This window comes from Azospirillum sp. Marseille-Q6669, assembly GCF_965111635.1.
In genome coordinates, this window is record NZ_CBCOOP010000003.1 from 92552 (window position 1) to 116584 (window position 24033).

Sequence of the window (24033 nt, forward strand, 5' to 3'; positions counted from 1 at the left end):
ACCTCCCCTCAGTGCGCGCGGGCCTGGAACAGGGCGACGCCCCGCAGCAGGTCGAGCGCGCGGGCCAGTTGGTAGTCGAAGGGCGGCTGGTTGGGTGCGCCCTCCCCATTCTCCGCGGACGGCGCCGCCGGGGCGTTGCCGTTGGCGGGAGCCGGGGTTGCACCGGGGGCCGCACCACCCGGCGCTGCACCGGGGGCCGGAGCGTTGCTGGCGCCCGGCGCCGGGGCCGGCTGGGTGGTGGCCGGTCGGGGGGCGTCCGGGTTGCGCAGCGCGCCGCGCAGGTCGCTCTCGCGGCGGCGGATCAGACCCTGGTCGGTCTCCTCGACGCGGGCCGGGTGCACCTCGATGTCCGGGGTGATGCCCAGCGCCTGGATCGACTTGCCCGACGGCGTGTAGTAGCGCGCCGTGGTCAGGCGCATCGCGCCGTGGCCGGGCAGCGGGATGATCGTCTGGACCGAGCCCTTGCCGAAGGACTGGGTGCCGAGGACGAGCGCCCGCTTGTGGTCCTGCAGAGCACCGGCGACGATTTCCGAGGCCGAGGCCGAGCCGCCGTTGATCAGCACCACGACCGGCAGGCCCTTGGCGAGGTCGCCGGGCTTGGCGTTGTAGCGCGTGCCTTCCTCCGCCTTGCGGCCGCGGGTGGAGACGATCTCCCCCTTCTCCAGGAAGGTGTCGGAGACGGAGACCGCCTGGTCGAGCAGGCCGCCGGGGTTGTTGCGCAGGTCGAGGACGTAGCCCTTCAGCTTGTCGCCCAGCTGCTGCTGGATCGAGGCGATGGCCTTCTCCAGCCCCTGCTGCGTCTGCTCGTTGAAGCTGGTGACGCGGACGTAGCCGATGTCGCCCTCGGTGCGGTAGCGGACCGACTGCACCTTGATGACGGCGCGGGTCAGCGTGACCTCGAACGGCTCGCCGGCCTCGCCGCGGCGCACGGTGACCTTGATGTCGCTGCCCACCGGGCCGCGCATCTTCTCCACCGCCTCGTTCAGCGACAGGCCCATGACGGCCTCGCCGTTGAGCTGGATGATCAGGTCGCCCGGCTGCAGCCCGGCGCGGAAGGCCGGCGTCTCGTCGATGGGGGACACGACCTTGATCAGGCCGTTCTCCATCGTCACCTCGATGCCCAGCCCGCCGAACTCGCCGCGGGTCTGAACCTGCATGTCCTGGAAGCTCTTGCGGTTCAGATAGCTGGAATGCGGGTCGAGCGAGGTGAGCATTCCGTTGATGGCGGACTCGATCAGCTGCTCGTCCGTCGTCGACTCGACATACTCGGCGCGCACGCGCTCGAACACGTCGCCGAACAGGTTGAGCTGGCGGTAGGTCTCGGAACTGTTGCCGGTGCTGTTCACCTGCGCGGTGACGGTGGCGACGCCGGCCCCCAGAAACACCAGGGCCGCGGCGGTGGCGGCACGCTTGACTATCCTCATCTACCCTTGTCCTTTCCCCTCCGGGGCGCCGAAACCGCGCTGTGGATTGATCGGCTGTCCGTGACGTCTTAGCTCGAAGTAAAGATCGGGTGACCCGTCGGCGGGCATCAGGCCGATGGGTTCCCCCGTGGCCACGCGCCGTCCGACGGCCGTGTCGATGCGGCCAAATCCAGCGATGAGACTATGATATCCGTGGCTGTGTTCCACGATCAAGATTTGGCCATAGCCGCGGAACGGCCCGGCGAAGACGATCGTTCCGGCCTGCGGTGACACCACCGTCGAGCCGGCGCGGGCCTGGATGGTGACGCCCCGGCTGGTCGCGCCGTAGCGGTCGGCCTCGCCGTAGCGGACGGTCACCCGGCCGCCCACCGGCAGGCGTTCCCCGGCGGGCGGGCTGGGCGCGGTGCGGGCGGTTTCCGCCTCGGCCTTGGCCCGCTGTTCGTTGGCCCGCTGCTCCGCGAGTTTCTGTTCGGCGGCGCGCTGCTCCGCCGCCTTCTGTTCCGCCAGCTTCTGCTCGGCCGCCTTCTGCTCCGCGGCCCGCTGCTCGGCGAGGCGGCGTTCGGCTTCGCGGCGCTCCGCCTCCAGCCGCTCGGCCTCGCGCTTGGCCGCCATGGCGGCGGCGGCGCGGCGTTCGGCCTCGATGCGGTCCATCAGCTGGCGCAGGTCGGCGGCCTGACCGGTCAGCCGGGCGGTGCGCTGGGCGACCTGCTGGCGCTCCTCCTCGGTCTGGCGCGACAGTTCCTCGCGCCGGGCGACGAGCTGGCCGATCTCCTTCTGGCGGTCGATCAGGGTGAGGCGGGCGGCGTAGGTGCGGCCGCGCTGGGCCTGCAGCGTCTCGCGCGTCTCGGCCAGCCGGGTCAGCGCCTGGGCCAGCGCGTCGGCGCGGGCACGCAGGGCCGGCACCGTGTCGCGCAGCAGCAGGGCGGAGCGCAGCGTGTCCACCGGCCCGTCCGGGCGGGCCAGCGCCGCTTCCGGCGGGATGCGGGCGACGCGCTGCAGGGCGGCGAGCAGGGCGGCGATCTGCTGCCGCTCGCCCTCCAGCTTCTCGGCTTGGTTGCGCTCCTGCGTCTCCAGCGCGGTCAGGGATTCTTCGAGATGGGCGAGTTCGTCCTCCTGCGCCCGCTCCTGGTCGGCCAGACCGACCAGCCGGTCGCGCAGCTCGTCCAATTCCTTCTGGAGCGTCTGCGACTGGCGGTCGAGCTGCCGTTGCAGGGCCTTGTCGGTCTGGAGATCCTGCTCCACCCGCTTCAGAGTCTGCCCGGGGGACTCGGTCTGCGCGGTGGCGGCGGTGGAGATGACGAGAAGGGTGGCGGTCAGCAGGGCTGACCGCCAAGAAAACGCCCGTCTCCGCCCGGCGCCTTGCGGAACGGAGACGGGGAGGGGGAGCAGAGCAACACCCGCCGGATGATCGCGCCCTGCGCCCATGCCCGGTTCTGCCTTATTCCGCGGCGGCCCGCGCGCTGGCGCGGTCGATCAGGCTCTTGCCAGTCATCTCCGCCGGCTGCGGCAGCTTCATCAGGTCGAGCAGCGTCGGGGCGATGTCGGCCAGACGCCCGCTGCGGATCGCGGACACCCCGGCGGGGCCGTTCACCAGCACCAAGGGCACCTTGTCCAGCGTGTGGGCGGTGTGCGGGCCGTTGGTCTGCGGGTCCTTCATCAGCTCGCAGTTGCCGTGGTCGGCGGTGACCAGCATCACGCCGCCCTGGGCGCGCACGGCGGCCTCCAGCCGGCCCAGGCTGACGTCCACCGCCTCGACCGCCTTGATGGCGGCGGGCAGGATGCCGCTGTGGCCGACCATGTCGGGGTTGGCGTAGTTGATGACCACCAGATCGTATTTCCCGCTGTCCACGGCGGCGACGACCTTGTCGGTCACCTCGGCGGCGGACATCTCCGGCTGGAGGTCGTAGGTCGCGACCTTCGGCGACGGCACCAGGATGCGGTCCTCGCCCGGATACACGCGCTCCTCGCCACCGTTGAAGAAGAAGGTGACGTGCGGGTACTTTTCCGTCTCGGCGATGCGCAACTGGGTCAATCCGGCCTCGCTGACCACTTCGCCCAGCACCTTGGTCAGGGATTTCGGCGGAAAGATGGTCGTCATCAGCTTGGCGAGCGTGGACGAGTACTCGACCATGCCGACGGCGGCGGCCAGCTTCGGGACCGAGGCGCGCTCGAACCCGTCGAAGGCCGGGTCGACGAAGGCGGCCAGGATTTCGCGGGCGCGGTCGGCGCGGAAGTTTGCCATCAGGATGGCGTCGCCGTCCTTCATGCCGGTGTAGCCGTCGATGACGGTCGGCAGGATGAACTCGTCGTGGGTGCCGGCGGCGTAGCTCTGCTCGATGGCCTGGATCGGGTCGGCCGCCGTCAGGCCCTCGGCGCTGACCAGAGCGGCGTAGGCCTTGGCGACGCGGTCCCAGCGCTTGTCGCGGTCCATGGCGTAGTAGCGCCCGCTGACCGTGGCGACGTTGACGCCGGGCAGGGCGTGGACGTCGGCCATGAACTCGGCCATCTGGTCCTTGGCGCTCTGCGGCGGCACGTCGCGGCCGTCGGTGAAGGCGTGAATCTCGACCGGGACGCCTTCATGGGCCAGCACACCGGCCAGCGCCGCGATGTGGTCCTGGTGCGAATGGACGCCGCCCGGCGACAGCAGGCCCAGGATGTGGCAGCGCCCGCCCGAGGCCAGCAGCGTCTTGGCGAGGTCGTTCAGCGCGGCGTTGCGCTCCAGCTCGCCCTCGACGATGGCGTGGTCGATCATCACCAGATCCTGGCGGACGACGCGGCCGGCGCCCAGATTCATGTGACCGACCTCGGAGTTGCCCATCTGGCCCTTGGGCAGCCCGACCTCCTCCTCGCTGGCCTCCAGGAAGGCGCGCGGCTCCGACGACCACAGCCGGTCCCAGTTGGGCGTGTTGCCCTGGGCGATGGCGTTGTCCTCGCGTTCCTCGCGGTAGCCCCAGCCATCCAGGATGCACAGCACTACGGGTCGGGGACGATTGGTCTCGGTCATCACGGTCCTCATACGCCTGTCACGGTCGGGTTGCGGGTCTCGGTCGAACTGTTTGACGCGGTTTCTTGTGGCTGATGCCTTTTTACGCGCGCATCGCCTTGGGCCGGATCAGAAAATGGCACGCCTGCGCACGCGCACAATGGGAGTCATGCACGGTGATAGGGGTGTCCGGCCAGAATTTGCTGGGCACGGTAGATTTGCTCCGCCAACATGCCTCGCACCAGCATATGCGGCCATGTCATGGCGCCCAAGGCCAAAAGAAAATCGGCGCGCGCCCGCACCGCGTCGCCGTGGCCGTCGGCCCCGCCGATCAGGAAGGCGATGTCGCCCGCCCCCTGGTCCCGCCAACCGCCAATCTTGGCGGCGAAGGCCTCGCTGGTGATGGTCTTGCCGCGCTCGTCCAGGGCCACGACGATGGCCCCGGCCGGAATGGCGGCCAAAAGCAGCTCCGCCTCCTGCCGCTTCAGCTCGTCGGAGGCGAGGCGCTTCTTCACCTCGACCTCGCGCAGAGTCAGCGGCCAGGACAGGCGGCCGGCATACTCGTCATACAGGTCGCGCGCCGGACCGGTCCGTGACCGCCCAACCGCGGCAAGCCACAGACGCATCGGTCCGACTCCCGTTCCTCACCCGTCCCGAATGGTGTCCGTCAGGCGCTCATGCGCTCGGCGGAGGGCCGCGGCGTTTCCAGACCCCACATCTTCTCGATGTTGTAGAAGGTCCGGACTTCCGGGCGGAACAGGTGGATGATGACGTCCCCGGCATCGACCAGAACCCAGTCGCACTGGTTCAGGCCCTCGACCTCGACGCCGCGCAGGCCGGCCTGCTTCATGCGGTCGGCCAGCTTCATGGCCATGGCGGCGATGTGCCGGGTGTTGCGGCCCGACGCCACGATCATGTAGTCGGCGATGCTGGTCTTGCCGGCAAGGTCGATGACGACGACGTCTTCGGCCTGATCGTCGTCCAGGGACGTCTCGACGAGCGCCTTCAGTTCGTCCGGCTGGGGAACGGGAACGGGCGCGGGCCGCACAACGGGCGCGGCCGGTTCGATGAACGTGTTGATGGTACCTACCTCGCGATACAGGGTCACGACCCGCTGGCGCGTGCCCGGCGGATCGCCGTCGCCGAAGCCGGATGCAGCGGGTTGCGGAGGAAAATCCAGGCCGGTGTTTTCGAACCGGCCAACCCCTTGGCCTTGTGCATGCTCACCCGGCGACGGGCATAGCGCTGAGCGGCTATGCCACCAAGCGCCCCTATAGAATAAGTTGGACGGGCGAGAACTGCAACCGGCACCAGCCGGAAGATGCGCGTCCAATGCCGCCAGCGGGGGATTTGCCGAAGATTGTCCGCCCCCATCAGCCAGACGAAGCGCGTTTTGGGGAAACGGAGCGTCAGCTTGGCCAGCGTGTCGGCGGTGTAGCGGGTGCCAAGCTCCCGCTCGATGGCGGTGACCCGGATGGCCGGATGGCGGGCGGTGCGCCGGGCCTCCTCCAGCCGCTCGGCGAGCGGCGCCATGCCACGCACCGGCTTCAGCGGGTTCTGCGGGCTAACCAGCCACCACACCTGGTCCAGCCCCAGCGCCTTCAGCGCGTACAGGCTGATGTGCCGGTGTCCGGCGTGGGCCGGGTTGAAGGACCCGCCGAGCAGCCCGACGCGCAGGCCGGCGTGCAGCGGGCCGGCGTAGCGGTGGGGGTGGTTTCACGGTGCCCCCACCCCGGCCCTCCCCGCTGGGCGGGGGAGGGGGGATGGGGCGCCTTCGTTCCCTCCCCGCCCAGCGGGGAGGGTTAGGTGGGGGAAAAGCCTGCGCTTACGGCCGCGTCTGGCCATCGCCGCGCACGACATACTTGTAGCTGGTCAGCTGCTCCGCCCCGACCGGGCCGCGGGCGTGGAACTTGTCGGTGGAGATGCCGATCTCAGCACCCATGCCGAACTCGCCGCCATCGGCGAACTGGGTGCTGGCGTTCCACAGCACGATGCCGCTGTCGATGCGCTGCAGGAAGCGCTCCGCCGCCGCCGGGTCCTCGGTCACGATGGCGTCGGTGTGGTGGGAGCCGTGGCGGTTGATGTGGTCGATCGCCCCGTCCACCCCGTCCACCACGCCGCAGGCGATGATGGCGTCGAGATACTCGGTGTCCCAGTCCTCCGCCGTCACCGCCGTCACGCGCGGATCGACGGCCTGGGCGGCGGCGTCGCCGCGGACGGCGCAGCCGGCGTCCAGCAGGTCCTTCACCAGCACCGGCAGCATGGCGTCGGCGATCTTGCGGTCGACCAGCAGCGTCTCGGCGGCGCCGCAGATCGAGGTGCGGCGCATCTTGGCGTTCATCACCACCTTGCGCGCCTTCTCCGGGTCGGCCCCGGCGTCGACATAGACGGTGTTGTTGCCGTCGAGATGCTTGATGACCGGGATGCGGCTCTCCTCGGCGATGCGCTGGATCAGCGACTTGCCGCCGCGCGGGACGATCACGTCGATGCAGTCGCGCATGGTCAGCATGTGGCCGACCGCCGCCCGGTCCGTGGTCGGGACGAGCTGGATCGCCGCCTCCGGCAGCCCGGCGGCGCGCAAGCCATCGGTCAGGCAGGCGGCGATGGCGCGGGACGAGCGGATGCTCTCCGACCCGCCGCGCAGGATCGCCGCGTTGCCCGACTTCAGGCAGAGGCCGCCGGCATCGGCGGTGACGTTGGGGCGGCTCTCGTAGATGATGCCGATCACCCCCAGCGGCACGCGCACGCGCTGGATGGCCAGCCCGTTGGGACGGGTCCATTCGGCGATGACGCCGCCGATGGGGTCGGGGAAGGCGGCGATGTCCTCCAGCCCCTTGGCCATCGCCTCGATGCGGGCGTCGTTGAGGGCCAAGCGCTCGATCATGGGACCGGCGAGGCCGCGCTCACGGGCGGCGGCGACATCCGCGTCGTTGGCCGCCTGGATCTCCGCCTTGCGGGCGCGGATCGCGGCAGCCGCCGCCCGCAAGGCCTGATCCTTCGACGGGCTTGGCACGGTCGCCAGCTCCGCCGCGGCGGCGCGGGCGGCGCGGCCGAGGGCGAGCATCTGATCGTGCAAGGCGTCGGTGGTCTCAAGCAGGGCGGACATCGGTCTCACTCCAGTGGCGTTCGCCAATTGAAAAGGGCCGGAACCATAGCCGATCCTGCGTTTCCGCGAAAGCCATGCCGGTTAAGCCGAAAAGCTGAGTGGAATACTCAACATTCAGCCTGGGCCACGGATTGTTGCGTGGTTAGCGTTCCCTCATGCAACATTGGCGAGGGAGCCTTTCATGAACCGGCTGGTCCGCCGCGGCGCCGCCGTGGCCGTTGGGGTGGTGTGCCTGGGGGGATCGGCCTGGGCGGAAACACCGCTGGAGCGGGGGCGCGCCCTGGTCAACGGCATCGTCGCCTGCGGCAACTGCCACACGCCGCAGGGGCCGAACGGTCCGGTCGCGGGAAAAGAACTGGCCGGCGGGACGCCCTTCGTCGAGGAGCCCTTCACCGCCTACGCCTCCAACATCACGCCGGATCCGGAGACGGGGATCGGGCGCTGGACCGACGAGCAGCTGATCGCCGCCATCCGCGAAGGCAGGCGCCCCGATGGTAGCCTGATCGGGCCGCCGATGCCCTTCGGCTTCTACCGCGGCTTGTCGGACGGCGACCTGCGCGCCATCGTCGCCTATCTGCGCAGCGTGCCGCCGGTGCGGCATTCTGTCCCGAAGTCCGAGTATCGCATGGCGCTTCCCGCCGCCTACGGACCGCCGGTCGGGTCGGTGGCCGAGGTGCCGCGTACGGATCCGGTGACGTACGGCGCGTACATGGCCGGCCCGCTCGGCCACTGCATGGAATGCCACACGCCGATGCTGCCGGACGGGCGGCTCGACATGACGCGCATGGGGGCCGGCGGGCGGAACTTCACCGGGCCGTGGGGCAACGCGGTGTCCCGCAACATCACGCAGGACAAGGAGCATGGGCTGGGCGGCTGGACCGATGCGGAGATCCGCAAGGCGATCACCGAGGGTGTACGTCCCGACGGCAGCCGGCTGAGCCCGCCCATGGGCTATCATTATTACAAGTCCATGAGCGATGGCGAGTTGGGCGCCCTGGTCGCCTACCTCCGTACGCTTCCCCCGACCCGCTAGACCCCACCGGCCGTGCGTGAAATACCGCACCGCCGAAAACGCAGTACCGGAAGCTTTGCCGAGAGGGCATAGTCCGCGGGCTTTTCCACCCGCCGGACCGTGTCCCCATGCTGACCCTGCTGCTGATCGTCTCCGCCTTCTTCGCGGGCGTGCTCAACGCCGTGGCCGGTGGCGGCAGCTTCCTGACCTTTCCGGCGCTGATCATGGCCGGCGTGCCACCGCTGAACGCCAACGCGACCAGCACGGTGGCGGTGTCGCCGGGCGCGCTGGCCAGCGCCTACGGCTACCGGCGGGAGTTGGGGCGGATCAAGGAGGTCAGCCTGCCAGCCTTCCTCGGCGTCAGCCTGATCGGCGGGCTGCTGGGCGCGCTGCTCCTGCTGTGGACGCCGCAGCGCGTGTTCGAGGAGATCATCCCCTGGCTGCTGCTGTTCGCGACGGTGCTGTTCGCCTTCGGCCCGAAGGTGTCGGCCTACATCCGCCGCAACTTCAAGGTCGGTCACAACACCGTGCTGATCGTGCAGTTCTTCATCGCCATCTACGGCGGCTATTTCGGCGGGGGGATCGGCATCCTGATCCTGGCGACGCTGGGAGTCTTCGGCCTGACCGATCTGCACGCGATGAACGGGCTGAAGGCGCTGGTCTCCGGCTGCCTGAACGCGGTCGCGGTGGTGGCCTTCGTCTTCGGCGGTGCGGTCTATTGGAACGAGGCGCTCATTATGATGGTGGCTGCCGTGGCCGGCGGCTACGCCGGGGCCGCCGTCGCCCGCCACATCCCGCCGCCGATCCTGCGCAAGTTCGTGATCGCGGTGGGCGTGGCGATGACCGTCTATTTCTTCGTCGCCAAGGGGTGAAAAGGGCAAGCGGCGGTCAGTCCGCCGCCATGCGCTCCGCAAGGCCGCATAGGCTATCCCAATCCAGCCCCGCCGGGTCCGCCACCACATGGTCGGCGGCCTCGAACAGCAGGTCGGCGTGCTGTGGCCAGGCGATGGTCAGCATGCCGGCGGCCTTGGCGGCGCGGGCGCCGGTCGGGCTGTCCTCGATCACCGCGCAGGCCGCGGGCGGCACGCCGAGGCGGGCGGCGGCGGTCAGGTAGGGCTCGGGGTCCGGCTTGCCCTTGCTCACGTCGTCGCGGCTGAGGCCGAACAGGAAATGCGGGCTGCCCATGTGGCGCAGGTTGGCGTCGACCACGCGGCGTCCGCTGTTCGACACGCAGGCCTGCAGCAGCCCCCGCTCCGCGAAGGCGTCGACCAGCGCCAGGGCGCCGGCCCGCGCCTCCACCTCGGCGATGCGCTCCAGATAGAGGTCAGTGATGGCGTCCGCCCATTCCCGGAAAGTCAGGGCCATGGGCCGGGCGGCGTGCAGCCTGGCGTACAGCTCGGGGAAGGCGACGCCCAGCGTGGCCGCGTAGTCCGTGTCGGACAGGGCATGGCCGTGCAGCCGGCAAACCGCAATGGTGGCGCGCTGGTGCCACGGCTCGCTGTCGAGCAGCGTGCCGTCGATGTCCCACAGGATCGCCTGGAGGGGCGGGCGGCCCACGATCGAACCGCTCACCGCACCACCAGATCGTCGCGGTGGATCATCTCGTCACGGCCCCGGTAGCCGAGGATCTCCTCGATCTCGTGGCTCTTGCGGCCGGCGATGCGGCGGGCGTCCTCGGCGGCGTAGGCGGTCAGGCCGCGCGCCACCTCGCGCCCGTCCGGCGCCTTCACCACCACCACGTCGCCGCGCTCGAAGTCGCCCTCGACGGTGCGCACCCCGGCGGGCAGCAGGCTGGCCCCACGGGCGAGCGCCGACAGGGCGCCGGCGTCCACGGTCAGCGCGCCGTGGGCGTTCAGGTTGCCGCCGATCCACGCCTTGCGGGCGGAGGAGGGGGAGGCGGCGGGCAGGAACCACGTGCACAGCGCTCCGCCCTGCTCGGGCCGCTGCTCCAGAGCGGCCAGCGGGTTCATGCGCTTGCCCTTGGCGATGACCATGCGGCAGCCGGCGGCCAGCGCGACGCGCGCCGCGACGATCTTAGTCACCATGCCGCCGGAGCTGTAGCCGGGCGGCGGCTCACCCGCCATGTTCTCGATGTCGGAGGTCAGTTCCTGGACCACCGGGATGTGCCGGGCGTCGGGGTCCTTGCGCGGGTCGGCGGTGTAGAGGCCGTCGATGTCCGACAGAAGGACCAGCGTATCGGCGCTGATCATCTGGGCGACGCGGGCCGCCAGACGGTCGTTGTCGCCGAAGCGGATCTCCGCGGTGGCGACCGTGTCGTTCTCGTTGATGACCGGGACGGCGCCCAGTTTCAGCAGCGTGTCGATGGTGGCGCGGCCGTTGAGGTGGCGGCGGCGCTCCTCGGTGTCTTCCAGCGTCACCAGCACCTGGGCGACGGTCAGGCCGTGGCGGGCCAGCGTCTCCTGATAGGCGGCGGCGAGCCGGATCTGGCCGGTGGCGGCGGCGGCCTGCTTCTCCTCCAGCCGCAGGGCGCGCCCGACGAGGCCGAGATGCTCGCGCCCGCAGGCGACGGCGCCGGAGGTGACGATCACCACCTCCTGGCCGCGCTTGCGGCAGGCCGCCACGTCGTCGGCCAGCGCGTCCAGCCACTCGCGGCGCATCCGGCCGGTGGCGCTGTCGACGAGCAGGGCGGAGCCGATCTTGACGACCAGCCGCCGCGCGTCGAGCAACGTGGGGAGCAGGGAGGAGGTATCAGCCTTTGGCGTTGTCGTCGCCGTTGCCGCTGTGCTCGGTGTCGTCACCGTCATCGTCGCCTTCATCGTCCCAGTCGTCTCCGTCCGAGTCGTCCCCGGCCGCGTCCTCATCCGAGTCGTCTTCGGGGAGATCGTCGTACTCGCCCGTCTCCTCGTTCCAGCCCGCATACTCGTCGTCCATCTTCTGGCCGACCGGGGGCCGGGGGATGGAGCGCGTGACCGGAGCCTGGATGACGTCGGGCTCCTCTTCCTTGGACTGTTTGATGAGCGTGAGCAAGCGGTAAAGCACCGCCTGGACGCCCTGGCCGGTGGCGCCGGACAGAACCATCACCTCCGCACCCGACGCCGCCTCCAGCGCGGCCTTCTTCTCCGCGACCTCCTCGTCGAGCAGGGCGTCGGCCTTGTTCAGGCCGATGATCTCCAGCTTGTCGGCGAGGTTGCCGCCATAGGCGACCAGCTCGTTGCGGATGGTGGTGTAGGACTGGACCACGTCCTCCGCCGTGCCGTCGATCAGGTGCAGCAGCACGCGGGTGCGCTCCACATGGCCGAGGAAGCGGTCGCCCAGCCCGTGCCCCTCGTGCGCGCCTTCGATCAGGCCGGGGATGTCGGCGATGACGAACTCCTCGTCACCCGCGCGGACGACGCCCAGGTTGGGGGCCAGCGTGGTGAAGGGGTAGTCGGCGATCTTCGGGCGCGCCGCGGTGGTCGCGGCCAGGAAGGTGGACTTGCCGGCGTTGGGCAGGCCGAGCAGGCCGGTGTCGGCGATCAGCTTCAGCCGCAGCCAGACCCAGCGCTCCTCGCCCGGCCAGCCGGGGTGCGACTTGCGCGGGGCGCGGTTGGTCGGGGTCTTGTAATGGGCGTTGCCGAAGCCGCCGTCGCCGCCCTTCAGGATGACGACGCGCTGGCCGGGTTCCGTCAGGTCGAGCAGGACGGTCTCCTGATCCTCGTCCAGGATCTGGGTGCCGACCGGCACGCGCAGGACCACGTCCTCGCCCCTGGCGCCGTTGCGGTTGGCACCCATGCCGTGGTTGCCGCGCTGCGCCTTGAAATGCTGCTTGTAACGGTAATCGATCAGCGTGTTGAGGCCGTTCACGACCTCGATCACGACGTCGCCGCCACGGCCGCCGTTGCCGCCGTCCGGTCCGCCATACTCGATGAACTTCTCGCGGCGGAAGGCAATGGCGCCGGGGCCGCCGTCGCCGCTTTTCAGATACACCTTGGCTTGATCGAGGAACTTCATCGGGGACCGTGCCGGCCAATCTACCGTTTGCGCACCGTCCTCCAACCGAGGGAAGGGGGCGGTGACCACCACATCAACAAAAGAAAATCGGGGGCCGGTTGCCCGAACCCCCGATTTATCCGATTACACCGTACGGGCCGGACGAGATTACTCGGCCGCGACCGCCGGGACCTCCGCCGCCAGGATGGCGACGTAGGTGCGCCCCTGGGTGCTGCGCTTGAAGGCCACGGTGCCGTTCGCCTTGGCGAACAGGGTGTGGTCCTTGCCGATGCCGACGTTCTCACCGGGGTGGAACTTCGTGCCGCGCTGGCGGACGATGATGTTGCCGGCAACGACGTTCTCGCCACCGAAACGCTTCACGCCGAGGCGGCGGCCAGCGGAATCGCGGCCGTTGCGCGAGGAGCCGCCTGCTTTTTTATGGGCCATGGGGAGTTACTCCTGTGACTGGTCGGCGGCCGTTCAGGCGGCGCCGTTGATCCCGGTGATGCGCAGGACGGTCAGGTCCTGGCGGTGGCCGTTCTTACGGCGGTAGTTCTGGCGGCGCTTCTTCTTGAAGACGATGATCTTCGGACCGCGATCCTGGGCGACGATCTCGGCGGTCACAGCAGCGCCGGCAACCGTCGGGGTGCCAAGGGTGGTGCTGCCGCCGTCGCTGACCATCAGCACGTCGTTGAGCGTGATGGAAGCGCCGGCCTCGGCCTCGAGCTTCTCAACGCGGATCACGTCGCCATTGGCGACCTTGTACTGCTTGCCGCCGGTGCGGATCACTGCAAACATCGTCGTCACTGCCTATCTCAAAACAAACGGAAGGGCCGCTCGCCCACCGTTTGAGGTGCAAGCCCGTTCGTGAGAGCGGGGATTTAACTGATGGGCCACCGGGAGTCAACAGGCATGGTGGCATTTTCCCGTTCATTTTCCTGCAAACAAGGGCTTGCATCCCCAAAAGCTTTTGGGTAGGTTCCGCGCCACCCCGGAAACGGGGCAGCGGATGGGTGGCAGAGCGGTTGAATGCACCGCACTCGAAATGCGGCATACCCGCGAGGGTATCGGGAGTTCGAATCTCCCCCCATCCGCCACTCTCATTCGAGCGAACGCTCAAACGAAGAAGCCTTCCCGACTGGGAAGGCTTTTTTGTTTCCGGCCTGGAGCGTCCCTCAGCTGTCCTTGAGCATCGCCAGCGCCGCTTCGAACAGCAGGCTACCCGGTTCGGCGAAGCGGTCGACCACGCTGAAATGGTCGGCGCCCGGCTCCACGATCTCCCGCACCGCGTTGCCCTGCGCGGCCCAGGCCAGGGCGTAGTCGGCCTGCTGGCGGTGCATCGCGTCGGTCTCAAGGCCGCCCAGCGCCGGCATCAGCAGCGGGGCCGGGGCGGGAACGGCGTGGATCGGGCTCAGCCGCCGCGCCGAGTCGGGATCGAGCCGCAGCTGCTCGTTCACCTCGAAGCCGAGCATCGGCTCCAGGTCGTAGAGGCCGCTGATCGGGATGCCGCCGGCCACGCGGTCGCGATTCTCCGAGACGAGCTTCGCCGTCAGATGGCCGCCCGCCGAATGGCCGGACACCACCACCCGCCGCGGATCGCCGCCGAAGCCGGCCGCGTTGGCGAACACCCAGTCCAGGCCGGCCTGGGCGTGGCCGCACAGCTCGTCCATCGTCACGTCCGGGCACAGGCCGTAACCGAGCAGGACGACCGTCACCCCGCGCTCCACATAGGGCGCGGCGATGAAGGAATGCAGGTCCTTCGACAGGGCCCGCCAGTAGCCGCCATGGATGAAGACCAGCACCGGCGCTCCCTCTCCGGCGGGGAAGACGTCGGCGCGCTGGCGCGGGTGCGGGCCGGTGGGAATGTCATAGCGCCCGCCGAGCCGGGCGCGCACCGCCTCGCTCTCCGCCTGCCAGCGGGCGAAATAGGCCGGGTGCTCCGGCACCAGCTTGCGGAAATTGTATTGGCGGTCGATCTCGGCGGCGGTCAACTTTTGTGACTGGGGGCCGCCAAACAGGGCTTCAGACGCCAAGATAGCGCTCCTTCAAGGTGGGGTCGGCGAGCAGGGCGGCGGAACTGCCGGACCACACCAGCCGCCCCTTCTCGATGACGTGATGGCGGTCGGCCAGGGCGGCGAGGGCGTGCACGTTCTTGTCCACTACCAGGATCGCCTGCCCCTCGTCCTTCAGGCGGGCGAGGCAGTCCCAGATCTCCTGCCGGACCAGCGGGGCCAGCCCCTCCGTCGCCTCGTCGAGTATCAGCAGCTTCGGGTTGGTCATCAGGGCGCGCCCGACGGCGAGCATCTGCTGCTCCCCGCCCGACAGGTTGCGGGCGAGGTTGCCGGCGCGCTCGGCCAGCCGGGGGAACAGGGCGTGGACCCGCTCCACCGTCCAGGGATCGCGCCGCCCGAAGCGGTTGGCGGCGGTGGCGATCAGGTTCTCGCGCACGGTCAGGGTGGGGAAGACCTGCCGCCCCTCCGGCACCAGGGCGATGCCGGCCCGCGCGATTCGGTGCGGCGGGCGGCCCGCGATCTCCGCGCCCTCGAAGGCGATGGTGCCGCCGGTCGGCGCCACGAGGCCCATGATGGCCTTGATGGTCGTGGTCTTGCCCATGCCGTTGCGGCCCATCAGCGTCACCGCCTCCCCGGCGTCGACGGACAGCTCCATGCCGAACAGCGCCTGGCTGGAGCCGTAGGCGGCGGTCAGGTTGGCGACGCGCAGCATCAGGCGACCTCCAGCTCGTCGCCCAGATAGGCCTCGCGCACCGCCGGGTCGTTGCGGATCTGCTCCGGGGTGCCGCTGGCGAGGTCCTTGCCGCGCACCAGAACGGTGATGCGGTCGGCCAGCGCGAAGACGGCGTCCATGTCGTGCTCCACCAGCAGGATCGTCACGCCGCCCTTCAACTCCCGCAGCAGCTCGACCATGCGGGCGGAGTCCTCCGGCCCCATGCCGGCCATCGGCTCGTCGAGCAGCAGCAGCCGCGGCCCGGTGGCCAGGGCCATCGCCAGTTCGAGCTGCCGCTTCTCGCCATGGGCCAGCGCGTCGGCGCGGGTGTCGGCGCGCGCGCCCAGCCCAACCCGCTCCAGCACGGCGCGGGCGGGGTCTGCCAGTCGACGGTCGCGCCCGGCGTCGCGCCAGAAGCGGAAGCTGTGCCCGGCGTGGGCCTGCACCGCCAGCGCCACGTTGTCGAGCGCCGTGAAGCTGGGGAAGATCGAGGTGATCTGGAAGCTGCGCGCCAGCCCGCGCTGCGCCCGCTTGTGCACGGGCAGGCGGGTCACGTCGCGCCCGTCGAACAGGATGGTCCCGGAATCGGGGGTCAGTTCCCCCGACAGCTGGCCGATGAGGGTGGTCTTGCCGGCCCCGTTCGGGCCGATCAAGGCGTGCAGTTCCCCCTCCGCGACGGACAGCGAGAGGCCATCGGTGGCGGCCAGCCCGCCGAAGCGCTTGACCAGCGAGTCGGTGCTCAGCAGGGGGGGGCTCGATAGCGGGCGGCTCATGGGCGCCTCCCCGCGACGACGCCCCACAATCCTTTGCGGGCATACAGCACCAGAAGGATCAGCACCGGCCCCAGCACGATCTTCCAATGCTCGCCCAGCCCGGCGTGGGCAAGGTCCATCAGCTCCGGCACGAACTCCTCCAGCAGCAGGAGGGCGGCGGCACCCAGCACCGGACCGATCAGCGTGCCGATGCCGCCCAGCACGACCATCACGATCAGGTCGCCCGAGCGGCTCCAATGCAGATACTGCGGCCCGACGAACATGGTGGCGTTGGCGAGCAGCGCCCCGGCCAGCCCGGCCAGCGCCCCGGCGATGACGAAGGCGACGAGCTTGTAGCGGGTGACCGGGTAGCCGAGCGCGGCCATCCGCCGCTCGTTGTCCTTGGCGCCGCGGATCACCCGCCCGAAACGGGAGTTGACCAGCCGCCAGCCCAGCGCCAAGGCCGCCACCAGAAGCCCCAGCACCACGTAATAGAAGGTGGTGTGGTCGGTGATGTTCAGCGGGGCGGGCAGGGTGGAGCGGCTCCACAGCGCGATGCCGTCGTCCCCGCCATAGGCCTTCAGCCCGGTCATCAGATAGAAGAGCATCTGGGCGAAGGCCAGCGTGATCATGATGAAGGGCACGCCGGTGGTGCGCAGCGAGATCGCCCCCACCGGCAGCGCCGCCAGCGCCCCGGCCAGCATGGCCAGCGGCCAGACGATCAGCCCGTTCACCGTGCCGGGAAAGCCGAACAGCGTCGATCCGTCCGACTGGTGCGCGAACAGGATGCCGACGGCATAGCCGCCGATCCCGACGAAGGCGGCGTGGCCGAAGCTGACCATCCCGCCGAAGCCCAGGATCAGGTCGAGGCTGACCGCCGCCAGGGCGAAGACCAGGATGCGCGTCGCCAGCCGCACGTAGAAGGGTTCCCCCATCCAGTCGGCGACGGTGGGAAGCGCCAGCGCGACGGCCAGCAGGATCAGCAGGGCGATGCGGGGGCGGGAGAGCAGGGCGGTTCGGGGCGCGGTCGGGGGCATGGAGGGCCGGAAAAGAGGGGCGGTCAACCAATCAGCAGGCCAATTGGTAACCCCGTCTTTTCGCACAGATGGGCGGGCTTGAACACAAAAGGTCGCGCCGACAGCGGGTGCCTGCCCGCTTAGCCCCGCCTGCTCACCCCCAGGGCGTGTCGTGGTGGCGCCGCCGCCGCGACCGCTGGAGGAGCTGGCGTTCGGTGCAGCGCTTCATGTGCTCCGGCACCTCCGAATCCTCGCCAATGATGGGGCCGCTCAGATAGGCGGCGCCCGCGGCCTCCGCCGCCTCCAGCTCCACCGGGTTTCGGATGCCGTCCACGTAGGCGAACATGCCGAACTTGCGCGGTCCGGGGCAGAAGGTCTGGACCCGCTCCAGGATGTGCGGCTCGTCCTCCCGCCCGTCCAGCCGCAGCCCGACCCCCTTGACGCCGGCGGTGGCGTAGACCGACAGGTCGCCCGCGTCCTCGTGCAGGATGACCATGGCGGCGCGGGCGAAGGGGCGCAGCATCGCCACGATCTCCGCCAGCCGCCCATAGGGAACGCCGGCCGGCAGCCCATCCAGCTCGAAGGCCAGGAAGGGCATCAGCACGCGCGGGATCATCCGGCAGGTCTGGATGTATTCACGCCGCCGCCGGCTGGAGGCGAGCGTGCCGAAATGGATGGGGATGGTCTGGGCGTAGCGGAATTTGTTGGCGTACAGTTCGTTGTAGGTGCTGACCGCGAGGCTCAGCGTCTCCATGTCCAGGTCGAAGACCGCCTCCTCTCGCTCCGGGTCGAAGGAGTCCATCAGGTTCAGATAGCGGGCCGTGTCCGCATCGGTGCGGCAGCAGTAGGTCGACACCACCTTGTGCTTCACGTCGAAGACCGGACGGAACAGCACCTTGGGCCGGCTCTGCGGCGTGATGGTGTCCGTCGGCATCTCGGTCCAGTGCGGGTGCCGCGCCTCCGCCGGAATGGCCGCCGGAATGGCGCCGTCCGCCGCCGCGGGAGAAGCCGGCGCGGCGCCTTCCGGCTTGTGGACGGCGTCCTTGAGCAGGTCGGCCAGCCGTGCGGTGTCCAGGGCGACCCCGCCGCCGACATCGACCACCGCGGTCTTGACGGTGATGCGCCGCGTGTTGGCGTGGCCCAGCAGCGCCTGGTGCAGGCTTTCCATCACCTTGCTGCAGGTCAGTTGCGCCGCCTTCCGGTCGGCCTGGGCGAAGACGATGATGTAGTGGTTCTCGCCATAGCGGAACCAGACGTCGCGCGGCGACAGCACCTTCTTGAGCATGCGCTCGGTGTAGACGTGCACCCGCTCGTTTACGCTTCCCCAGCGGTCGCCCAGCTCATTCCGGATCTCATCGAGGCCGATCAGGTGGACGGACCCCGCGGTGACCGTCTGGCTGTGCGTCAGAATCTGCCGGGCGCGTTCCTTGAAGGACTCGTCGATCGATTGGGTGGAGGACGGAGCCAAGGACGGGGTGAGGCCGTCGTCGTGTTTCGGTGGGTCGTGTTCCGGTGGGGCATCGTCCGGACCGGAGGGATGGTGTGTGACCATGGTCGAGCTTCCCTTTCCGGTTGTGGGGAGCGCGAACCCAAAGGCAGGGCAGCCGCCTGGAATGGGTGCGAACTTGAATGGATCGACTGCACAAACAGCATGATCCTTTCGCACTTGCTAATGCGTTAACGGAAGCGTGGGGCCGGCCTTTGCAGACGGACTATGCGAAAAGAAGCGTCCTTTTCCGAACGTGCCTATGCCGACTAGCGCCGTGCCTTAACTCTGGCCCTCATCAGCATCTGCTTTTCGGTGCAGCGCCGCATGTGTTCGGGAACGTCGGAATCCTTGCCGACCACGGGCCCGCTGACATAGGCCGCCCCGGCTTCGATCGCCGCCTGAAACTGTTCGATGTTGCGGATGCCGTCCAGATAGGCGAACAGACCGTGTTTGCGTGGGACGGGGCAGAAGGCGTTGATCTTGTCGATGCAGCGCTGATCGCCGTCCCTGAAATCCATGGCCAGCCCGACGCCCTTGACGCCGGCGTTGGCGTAAACCGCGATGTCGGGGGTTTCCTCCCTCAGGATGATGATGGTGGCGCGGCCGAAGGGGCGCAGCATGGTGACCATCTCGGCCAGCCGGCCGTTTGGAATGCCCTGCGGCAATCCTTCCAGCTCGAAGGCCAGGAAGGGGATCAGGCAATTGGGGATCATCCGGCAGGACTGGAGATACTCCCGCCGCCGCCGCACCGAGGCGAGGGTCTCGAAATGGACGGGGATGGTCTGGGCGTAACGGAATTTGTTCTTGTACAGCTCATTGTAGGTGCGGACGGCATGGCACAGGGTCTCCATGTCGTAATCGAAGATGGCCTCCTCCTGCAGGACGTCATCCGCGGTGATCTGGTTGATGTGCCGGCAGGTGTGGAGATCCGGCCGGCAGGTGTAGGTGGAGATCACCTTGTTTCGCACATCGTAGACCGGGCGGAACAGCACCTTGGGCCGCGGCGGCGGCTCACCGTTCCCGAGCGCGAAATCCGTCAGAGACAGGCGCTGCCTCTCCTCGAACCGCTCCCCGGGCTGCGGCTTGGCGGACGGTCGTTCCGAAGGGTAGGCCGCGTGGAGCAGCAAGTCGTCCAACCGTGCGCTGCCGACCGCGACGCTGCCGTCGATTTCCACCAGCGCGGTCTTGACGATGATCTGGCTGGTGTCGCTGTGCCCCAGCAAGGCCTGATGAAGGTCTTCGACGATTTTCCCGCAGATCAGCTGGGCCGCCTGTATGTCCGCGTGGGCGAACACGATGATGAATTGGGCCTCGCCGTGCCGGAACCACACGTCGTGAGGGGAGAGCATCTTTTCGAGCAGGCGGGTGGTGTAGATCTGGACCCGCTCCTTTACCCGCTCCCAGCGGTCGCCGAGCTGGGCCCGGATGTCCTCCAGACCGATCAGATGCACCGCTCCGGCGGTGATGACCCGTCCGCTGAACAGGATTTCCTTGGCGCGGTCCCGGAAGGCCGCGTCGTTCAGATGGCAGGAGGATTGGCAATCCGCCGCCTTGGCGGCACCGGTGCAGTCACAGGTGGGGCCAGTGCAGGGCGATTCCGCGTGTTCGTCCTGGGCGCTGGGCGGCGGTTGGACTGCGTTCACGGCGATGTCTCCCCTGCAACCGGCGGAGGTCGCGGTGCCGGTTCTATGCCTGCTTTCTGAAAGTTCGTCGTGCCAACGACTATGCTGCCGGGGGAATTTCCGAAGCGTTAACAGCCTGAGGTTTTTTCGATCCGGCCACGGGGATGTTGCGCGGCGTCTGCCGTTGGCGTTGACCCATGGACAAGGACGGGATTATGCCGGGCCGGCCATGTGGCCATGGGAAAGGTCAGTAGCCATGGAAAAGGATTGAGAGATGAACGCGAAGAATGCGGTGGTGCTGGTCAGCGGCGGGCTGGATTCCACGACGGTGCTGGCCATCGCGCGCGAGCAGGGGTACCGGCTGAACGCGCTCAGCTTCCGCTATGGGCAGCGCCACGCGGTGGAGCTGGAAGCGGCCAAGCGCGTCGCCGCGGCCATGGCGGTTGACCGCCACGTCATCGCCGACATCGACCTGCGGGCCTTCGGTGGCTCCGCTCTGACCGACGCCATCGACGTGCCCAAACACGCCAGCGCGGCCGATCTGGGGACAGGCATCCCGGTGACCTACGTCCCGGCGCGCAACACGGTGTTCCTGTCCTTCGCGCTGGCCTGGGCGGAGACGCTGGAGGCGTCGGACATCTTCATCGGCGTGAACGCTCTGGACTATTCCGGCTATCCGGACTGCCGACCCGAATACATCGCCGCCTTCGAGACCATGGCGAACCTCGCCACCAAGGCGGGGGTGGAGGGCACCAGCCGGTTCACGATCCACGCCCCGCTGATGACGCTCGACAAGGCGGGCATCATCCGTCGCGGGCTGGAGCTGGGGGTGGATTACGGCCTGACCCACTCCTGCTACGACCCGGCGCCGGACGGCACCGCCTGCGGCTCCTGCGACAGCTGCCTGCTGCGGCTGAAGGGCTTCTCGGAGGCCGGACTGGCCGACCCGGTGGCCTACGGGCCGCGGTAAGGTTCGGGATTCTCGGCGGGCAGCAGGGCTTCACGGATTTCACGGATTTAAGCACGGATTTCTTTTTGGTCGTGCCCGGCGCGTGCTGACCGAAGCGTCTCGCGTTGCGCACGGACCAGAAAAATCCGTGTCATCCGTGTCCAAATCCGCGAAATCCGTGTGAATTCCGTTGCCTCCAAGAATTCCGGACCTCAGTGCGCCGGGAACAGCCCCTTGGGCTTGATCGCCAGGACCACCGCCATCAGCACATAGATCGCCATGGAGGCCAGGGCCGCCCCGGCGGCGCTGGCGTTGGCGGCGTCCATCACCAGACGGAAGGCGGCCGGCAGCAGGGCGCGGCCCAGCGTGTCCACCATGCCGACCAGCAGGGCGCCGGCCAGCGCCCCGCGGATCGAGCCGATGCCGCCGATCACGATGACGACGAAGGTCAGGATCAGGATCTGCTCGCCCATGCCGACCTGAACGGCCAGCACCGGCCCGGCCATGGCGCCGGCCAGCCCGGCCAGCCCGCAGCCCAGCGCGAAGACCAGCCCGAACAGCAGCCGGACATCCACCCCCAGCGCCATCACCATCTCGCGGTTGGTGGCGCCGGCGCGGATCAGCATGCCGACCCGCGTGCGGGCGATCAGCAGCCACAGGAACACCGCCACCGCGATGCCCACCGCGAGGATCGCCAGCCGGAAGGCCGGGTATTTCAGCCCGAACAGGTCCACCGTCCCGGCCAGCGCCGCCGGCGGGTTCAGGAAGATGGGGACCGGGCCGAAGACGATCTTCACCAGCTCGTTGAAGAACAGGATCAGCCCGAAGGTCGCCAGCACCTGATCCAGGTGGTCGCGGCGGTAGAGCGTGCGCAGCGCCACCGCCTCCACCACCAGCCCGAGGAGCGCCGTCAGCAGAACCGCCGCCGCCAGCGCCAGCGGAAAGCTGTCCAGCACCGGCACCAGCGCCGCCGTCAGGTAGGCGCCGACCATGTAGAAGGTGCCGTGGGCGAGGTTGATGAGGTCCATGATGCCGAAGACGAGCGTCAGCCCGGCGGCCATCAGGAACAGCATCACGCCGAGCTGAAGCCCGTTCAGCCCCTGTTCGACGAGGAGGAGCGCGTCCATTCTCCGGCGTCCTGGCTGCGCCTCACTTCATCGGACAGTCTTTGACGTAGGCGTCGGCGTGGTTGGTGAAGACCGTGGCGACGGTCTTGTTGGTCACCGCACCGTCAGCCCCTTTCACCACCTCGCGCAGGTAGATGTTGTGGATCGGGTAGTGGTTGGTGTTGAAGGCCACCTCGCCGCGCAGGCTCTGCAGCTTGGCCGAGGCCAGAGCGGCGCGCAGCTTGTCCTTGTCCTTCAGGTTGCCGCCGACCGCCTTCACCGCCGTGTCGATCAGCAGCGCCGTGTCGTAGCCCTGAGCGGCGTACATGGACGGGATGCGCCCGTATTTGGCCTTGAAGTCGGCGACGAATTTCTTGTTGGCGGCGTTGTCGAGGTCGGGGCTCCACTGCGCCGAGTTCTTGACGCCGAGCGCGGACTCGCCGACCGCCGCCAGGATGTCCTGGTCGAAGGAGAAGCCGGGGCCGAACAGCGGCACCGCACCCTTCAGCCCGGCCTGCTCATACTGCTTGATGAAGTTGATGCCCATGCCGCCGGGGTAGAAGACGTAGACGGCGTCCGGCGCCGCGGCCTTGAGCTGCGCCAGCTCCGCCGCGTAGTCGAGCTGCCCGACCTGGGTGTAGACCTCGCCCGCGACCTCGCCCTTGTAGTAGCGCTTGAAGCCGGCCAGACCGTCCTTGCCCGCCGGGTAGTTGGGGGCCATCAGATAGGCCTTCTTGAAGCCCTCGTCCTGGACATGCTTACCCACGGCCTCGTGGATCTGGTCGTTCTGGTAGGCGGCGTTGAAGAAGTACGGGTTGCACTGCGCGCCCGCCAGCTGCGACGGGCCGGCGTTCGGGCTGATGAAGAAGGTCTGCCCGCCGGCCAGCGTCGGCAGCATCGCCAGCGCGAGGTTCGACCAGACCACGCCGGTCACCACCTGCACGCGGTCGCGCTCGACCATGCGGTTGGCGAGGCCGACCGCGACGTCGGGCTTCTGCTGGTCGTCCGCCTCGATGACCTGGGTGTCCTGCCCGCCCAGCTTGCCGCCCGCATGCTCCACCGCCAGCGCGAAGCCGTCGCGGATGTCGATGCCCAGCCCCGCGCCGGGGCCGGACAGGGTGGTGATCATGCCGATCTTCAGCGTGTCCGCCGCCGCCGGGGTGGCGAGCAGGGCCAGCGCGGAGGCCAGCGTAAGCAGGTTGCGGGTCATGACGGTCCAGCCTCCGGGGGTATTATGATTGATTTGTGGGCAGCGCGAATGTCAGGCAGCCCGCATCCGTTCGTCCGCCCGCTTGTCCGCCCAGGCGCGCGCCGTGGACGGGCGGCCCTCGGCGTCGATCAGGCCGCGGGTGAAGAGTTCCTCGACATGGCGGATGAAGAAGGCGGCGGTGCTCTCCCGCTCCCAGCGCTCCATCCAGTTCTGCTCCAGGAAGGCGAGGATCGCCGGCTGGTCCAGCTCGGCCTCCCACAGCACGCCGAGCAGGGAGGTCTGCTGCTCCTCGTGCATGCATTCCTCGAAGGTCAGCTTCTGCTGGCTGCGCGCCTCCTTGCGCAGTGTCGTCTCCGGCCCCGGCCCCAGGCCGAAGTCGTAGAGCGCGCGGCGCTCGGGCGCGGCGACCAGCCAGTGGGCGACCTCATGCACGATGACCGTGGATTCCACATCGGTCCGGATGACCTCGCCGTCCCACATGAAGGAGGCGTTGGGAGGCTCGTCCAGCGTGCCGATGCCGTGGGCGTGGGCCAGCCGCACCGCCTCGGCGCGCTGCTCCGGCGTGTCGACGCCGCCGGGCACCGGCCATGTGGCGGCGATGCGCCGGAAGGCGGCGAGGGGCAGGGGCTTGCCGGCCAGCAGGCGCTCGAAGGTCGCCAGGGCCTCCGGCATCGTCTCGGCCGGGATCGGGGTCAGGATCATGATGGGAA

General features: G+C 69.0%; 24 protein-coding genes and 1 tRNA gene. 4 read left to right on the top strand and 21 right to left on the bottom strand.

The window, feature by feature from the left end; genetic code table 11:
* Positions 1-8: 8 nt before the first annotated feature.
* The 7 genes from ACWPXE_RS17820 to ACWPXE_RS17850 all read right to left on the bottom strand — a co-directional run bounded on the left by ACWPXE_RS17820 (position 9) and on the right by ACWPXE_RS17850 (position 7513).
* A complete protein-coding gene (locus tag ACWPXE_RS17820) occupies positions 9-1424 on the bottom strand; it encodes a S41 family peptidase (protein ID WP_454018849.1) in 1416 nt (471 codons plus the stop codon).
* Positions 1425-2849, bottom strand: coding sequence for a murein hydrolase activator EnvC family protein (locus ACWPXE_RS17825; RefSeq protein WP_454018850.1), 1425 nt, complete (start codon positions 2847-2849; stop codon positions 1425-1427). It abuts the gene before it with no gap.
* Positions 2850-2862: 13 nt separating this feature from the next.
* A complete protein-coding gene (gene gpmI / locus ACWPXE_RS17830) occupies positions 2863-4428 on the bottom strand; it encodes a 2,3-bisphosphoglycerate-independent phosphoglycerate mutase (protein WP_454018851.1) in 1566 nt (521 codons plus the stop codon).
* A 146-nt stretch (positions 4429-4574) separates the two neighbouring features.
* Positions 4575-5033, bottom strand: a complete 459-nt coding sequence (gene rlmH, locus ACWPXE_RS17835; protein ID WP_014239449.1) for a 23S rRNA (pseudouridine(1915)-N(3))-methyltransferase RlmH — start codon at positions 5031-5033, stop codon at positions 4575-4577.
* A 41-nt stretch (positions 5034-5074) separates the two neighbouring features.
* Complete coding sequence (gene rsfS, locus ACWPXE_RS17840; protein WP_449225198.1) at positions 5075-5455, bottom strand: ribosome silencing factor; 381 nt, start codon at positions 5453-5455, stop codon at positions 5075-5077.
* A 56-nt stretch (positions 5456-5511) separates the two neighbouring features.
* Positions 5512-6096, bottom strand: a complete 585-nt coding sequence (locus tag ACWPXE_RS17845) for a nicotinate-nucleotide adenylyltransferase (protein ID WP_454019382.1) — start codon at positions 6094-6096, stop codon at positions 5512-5514.
* Positions 6097-6232: 136 nt separating this feature from the next.
* Positions 6233-7513, bottom strand: coding sequence for a glutamate-5-semialdehyde dehydrogenase (locus ACWPXE_RS17850; protein WP_454018852.1), 1281 nt, complete (start codon positions 7511-7513; stop codon positions 6233-6235).
* A gap of 181 nt (positions 7514-7694) precedes the next feature.
* Here ACWPXE_RS17850 and ACWPXE_RS17855 point away from each other — a divergent pair, with 181 nt between their 5' ends.
* Together ACWPXE_RS17855 and ACWPXE_RS17860 are read left to right on the top strand one after the other, a co-directional pair.
* Complete coding sequence (locus ACWPXE_RS17855; protein WP_454018853.1) at positions 7695-8546, top strand: c-type cytochrome; 852 nt, start codon at positions 7695-7697, stop codon at positions 8544-8546.
* A 107-nt stretch (positions 8547-8653) separates the two neighbouring features.
* Positions 8654-9397, top strand: a complete 744-nt coding sequence (locus ACWPXE_RS17860; protein WP_454018854.1) for a sulfite exporter TauE/SafE family protein — start codon at positions 8654-8656, stop codon at positions 9395-9397.
* Between the two features lie 16 nt (positions 9398-9413).
* Here ACWPXE_RS17860 and ACWPXE_RS17865 read toward each other — a convergent pair whose 3' ends face one another.
* The 5 genes from ACWPXE_RS17865 to rplU all read right to left on the bottom strand — a co-directional run bounded on the left by ACWPXE_RS17865 (position 9414) and on the right by rplU (position 13253).
* Complete coding sequence (locus ACWPXE_RS17865) at positions 9414-10097, bottom strand: HAD family hydrolase (protein ID WP_454018855.1); 684 nt, start codon at positions 10095-10097, stop codon at positions 9414-9416.
* Positions 10094-11302 carry a glutamate 5-kinase gene (gene proB, locus ACWPXE_RS17870; RefSeq protein WP_454018856.1) on the bottom strand — a complete coding sequence of 403 codons (1209 nt, stop codon included), beginning with the start codon at positions 11300-11302 and terminating at the stop codon, positions 10094-10096. The genes ACWPXE_RS17865 and proB overlap by 4 nt, the downstream gene beginning before the upstream one ends.
* Positions 11235-12476, bottom strand: coding sequence for a GTPase ObgE (obgE, locus tag ACWPXE_RS17875; protein WP_454018857.1), 1242 nt, complete (start codon positions 12474-12476; stop codon positions 11235-11237). Before obgE ends, proB begins: the two co-directional genes overlap by 68 nt.
* Before the next feature lie 147 nt (positions 12477-12623).
* Positions 12624-12902: a 50S ribosomal protein L27 gene (gene rpmA, locus ACWPXE_RS17880; RefSeq protein WP_454018858.1), complete on the bottom strand. Its 279-nt coding sequence runs from the start codon at positions 12900-12902 to the stop codon at positions 12624-12626.
* Between the two features lie 33 nt (positions 12903-12935).
* On the bottom strand, positions 12936-13253 hold the full coding sequence (gene rplU / locus ACWPXE_RS17885; protein ID WP_014239459.1) for a 50S ribosomal protein L21: 318 nt from the start codon (positions 13251-13253) through the stop codon (positions 12936-12938).
* 209 nt (positions 13254-13462) lie between these two features.
* On the opposite strand from rplU, the gene ACWPXE_RS17890 reads away from it, so the two are divergent.
* Positions 13463-13552, top strand: a tRNA-Ser gene (locus ACWPXE_RS17890).
* A gap of 78 nt (positions 13553-13630) precedes the next feature.
* Here the strand turns inward: ACWPXE_RS17890 and ACWPXE_RS17895 are convergent.
* The 6 genes from ACWPXE_RS17895 to ACWPXE_RS17920 form a co-directional block, all read right to left on the bottom strand.
* A complete protein-coding gene (locus tag ACWPXE_RS17895; protein ID WP_454018859.1) occupies positions 13631-14488 on the bottom strand; it encodes an alpha/beta hydrolase in 858 nt (285 codons plus the stop codon).
* Positions 14478-15179 (bottom strand): ABC transporter ATP-binding protein, encoded by a 702-nt coding sequence (locus ACWPXE_RS17900; RefSeq protein ID WP_454018860.1) that lies wholly within the window; start codon positions 15177-15179, stop codon positions 14478-14480. The genes ACWPXE_RS17895 and ACWPXE_RS17900 overlap by 11 nt, the downstream gene beginning before the upstream one ends.
* A complete protein-coding gene (locus ACWPXE_RS17905; RefSeq protein WP_454018861.1) occupies positions 15179-15952 on the bottom strand; it encodes an ABC transporter ATP-binding protein in 774 nt (257 codons plus the stop codon). Before ACWPXE_RS17905 ends, ACWPXE_RS17900 begins: the two co-directional genes overlap by 1 nt.
* Complete coding sequence (locus ACWPXE_RS17910) at positions 15949-16968, bottom strand: branched-chain amino acid ABC transporter permease (RefSeq protein ID WP_454018862.1); 1020 nt, start codon at positions 16966-16968, stop codon at positions 15949-15951. Before ACWPXE_RS17910 ends, ACWPXE_RS17905 begins: the two co-directional genes overlap by 4 nt.
* 133 nt (positions 16969-17101) lie before the next feature.
* Positions 17102-18499: a hypothetical protein gene (locus ACWPXE_RS17915; RefSeq protein WP_454018863.1), complete on the bottom strand. Its 1398-nt coding sequence runs from the start codon at positions 18497-18499 to the stop codon at positions 17102-17104.
* 203 nt (positions 18500-18702) lie between these two features.
* On the bottom strand, positions 18703-20079 hold the full coding sequence (locus tag ACWPXE_RS17920) for a hypothetical protein (protein WP_454018864.1): 1377 nt from the start codon (positions 20077-20079) through the stop codon (positions 18703-18705).
* Positions 20080-20332: 253 nt separating this feature from the next.
* On the opposite strand from ACWPXE_RS17920, the gene queC reads away from it, so the two are divergent.
* On the top strand, positions 20333-21028 hold the full coding sequence (queC, locus tag ACWPXE_RS17925; protein ID WP_454018865.1) for a 7-cyano-7-deazaguanine synthase QueC: 696 nt from the start codon (positions 20333-20335) through the stop codon (positions 21026-21028).
* A 191-nt stretch (positions 21029-21219) separates the two neighbouring features.
* On the opposite strand, the gene ACWPXE_RS17930 is transcribed toward queC, so the two are convergent.
* From ACWPXE_RS17930 to ACWPXE_RS17940, 3 genes are read right to left on the bottom strand one after another with little or no spacing between them, the layout of a single operon-like run.
* A complete protein-coding gene (locus tag ACWPXE_RS17930; protein WP_454018866.1) occupies positions 21220-22134 on the bottom strand; it encodes a branched-chain amino acid ABC transporter permease in 915 nt (304 codons plus the stop codon).
* Between the two features lie 22 nt (positions 22135-22156).
* Positions 22157-23323: an ABC transporter substrate-binding protein gene (locus tag ACWPXE_RS17935; protein WP_454018867.1), complete on the bottom strand. Its 1167-nt coding sequence runs from the start codon at positions 23321-23323 to the stop codon at positions 22157-22159.
* Positions 23324-23374: 51 nt separating this feature from the next.
* Positions 23375-24025 (bottom strand): hypothetical protein, encoded by a 651-nt coding sequence (locus ACWPXE_RS17940; protein ID WP_454018868.1) that lies wholly within the window; start codon positions 24023-24025, stop codon positions 23375-23377.
* Between the last annotated feature and the right edge of the window lie 8 nt (positions 24026-24033).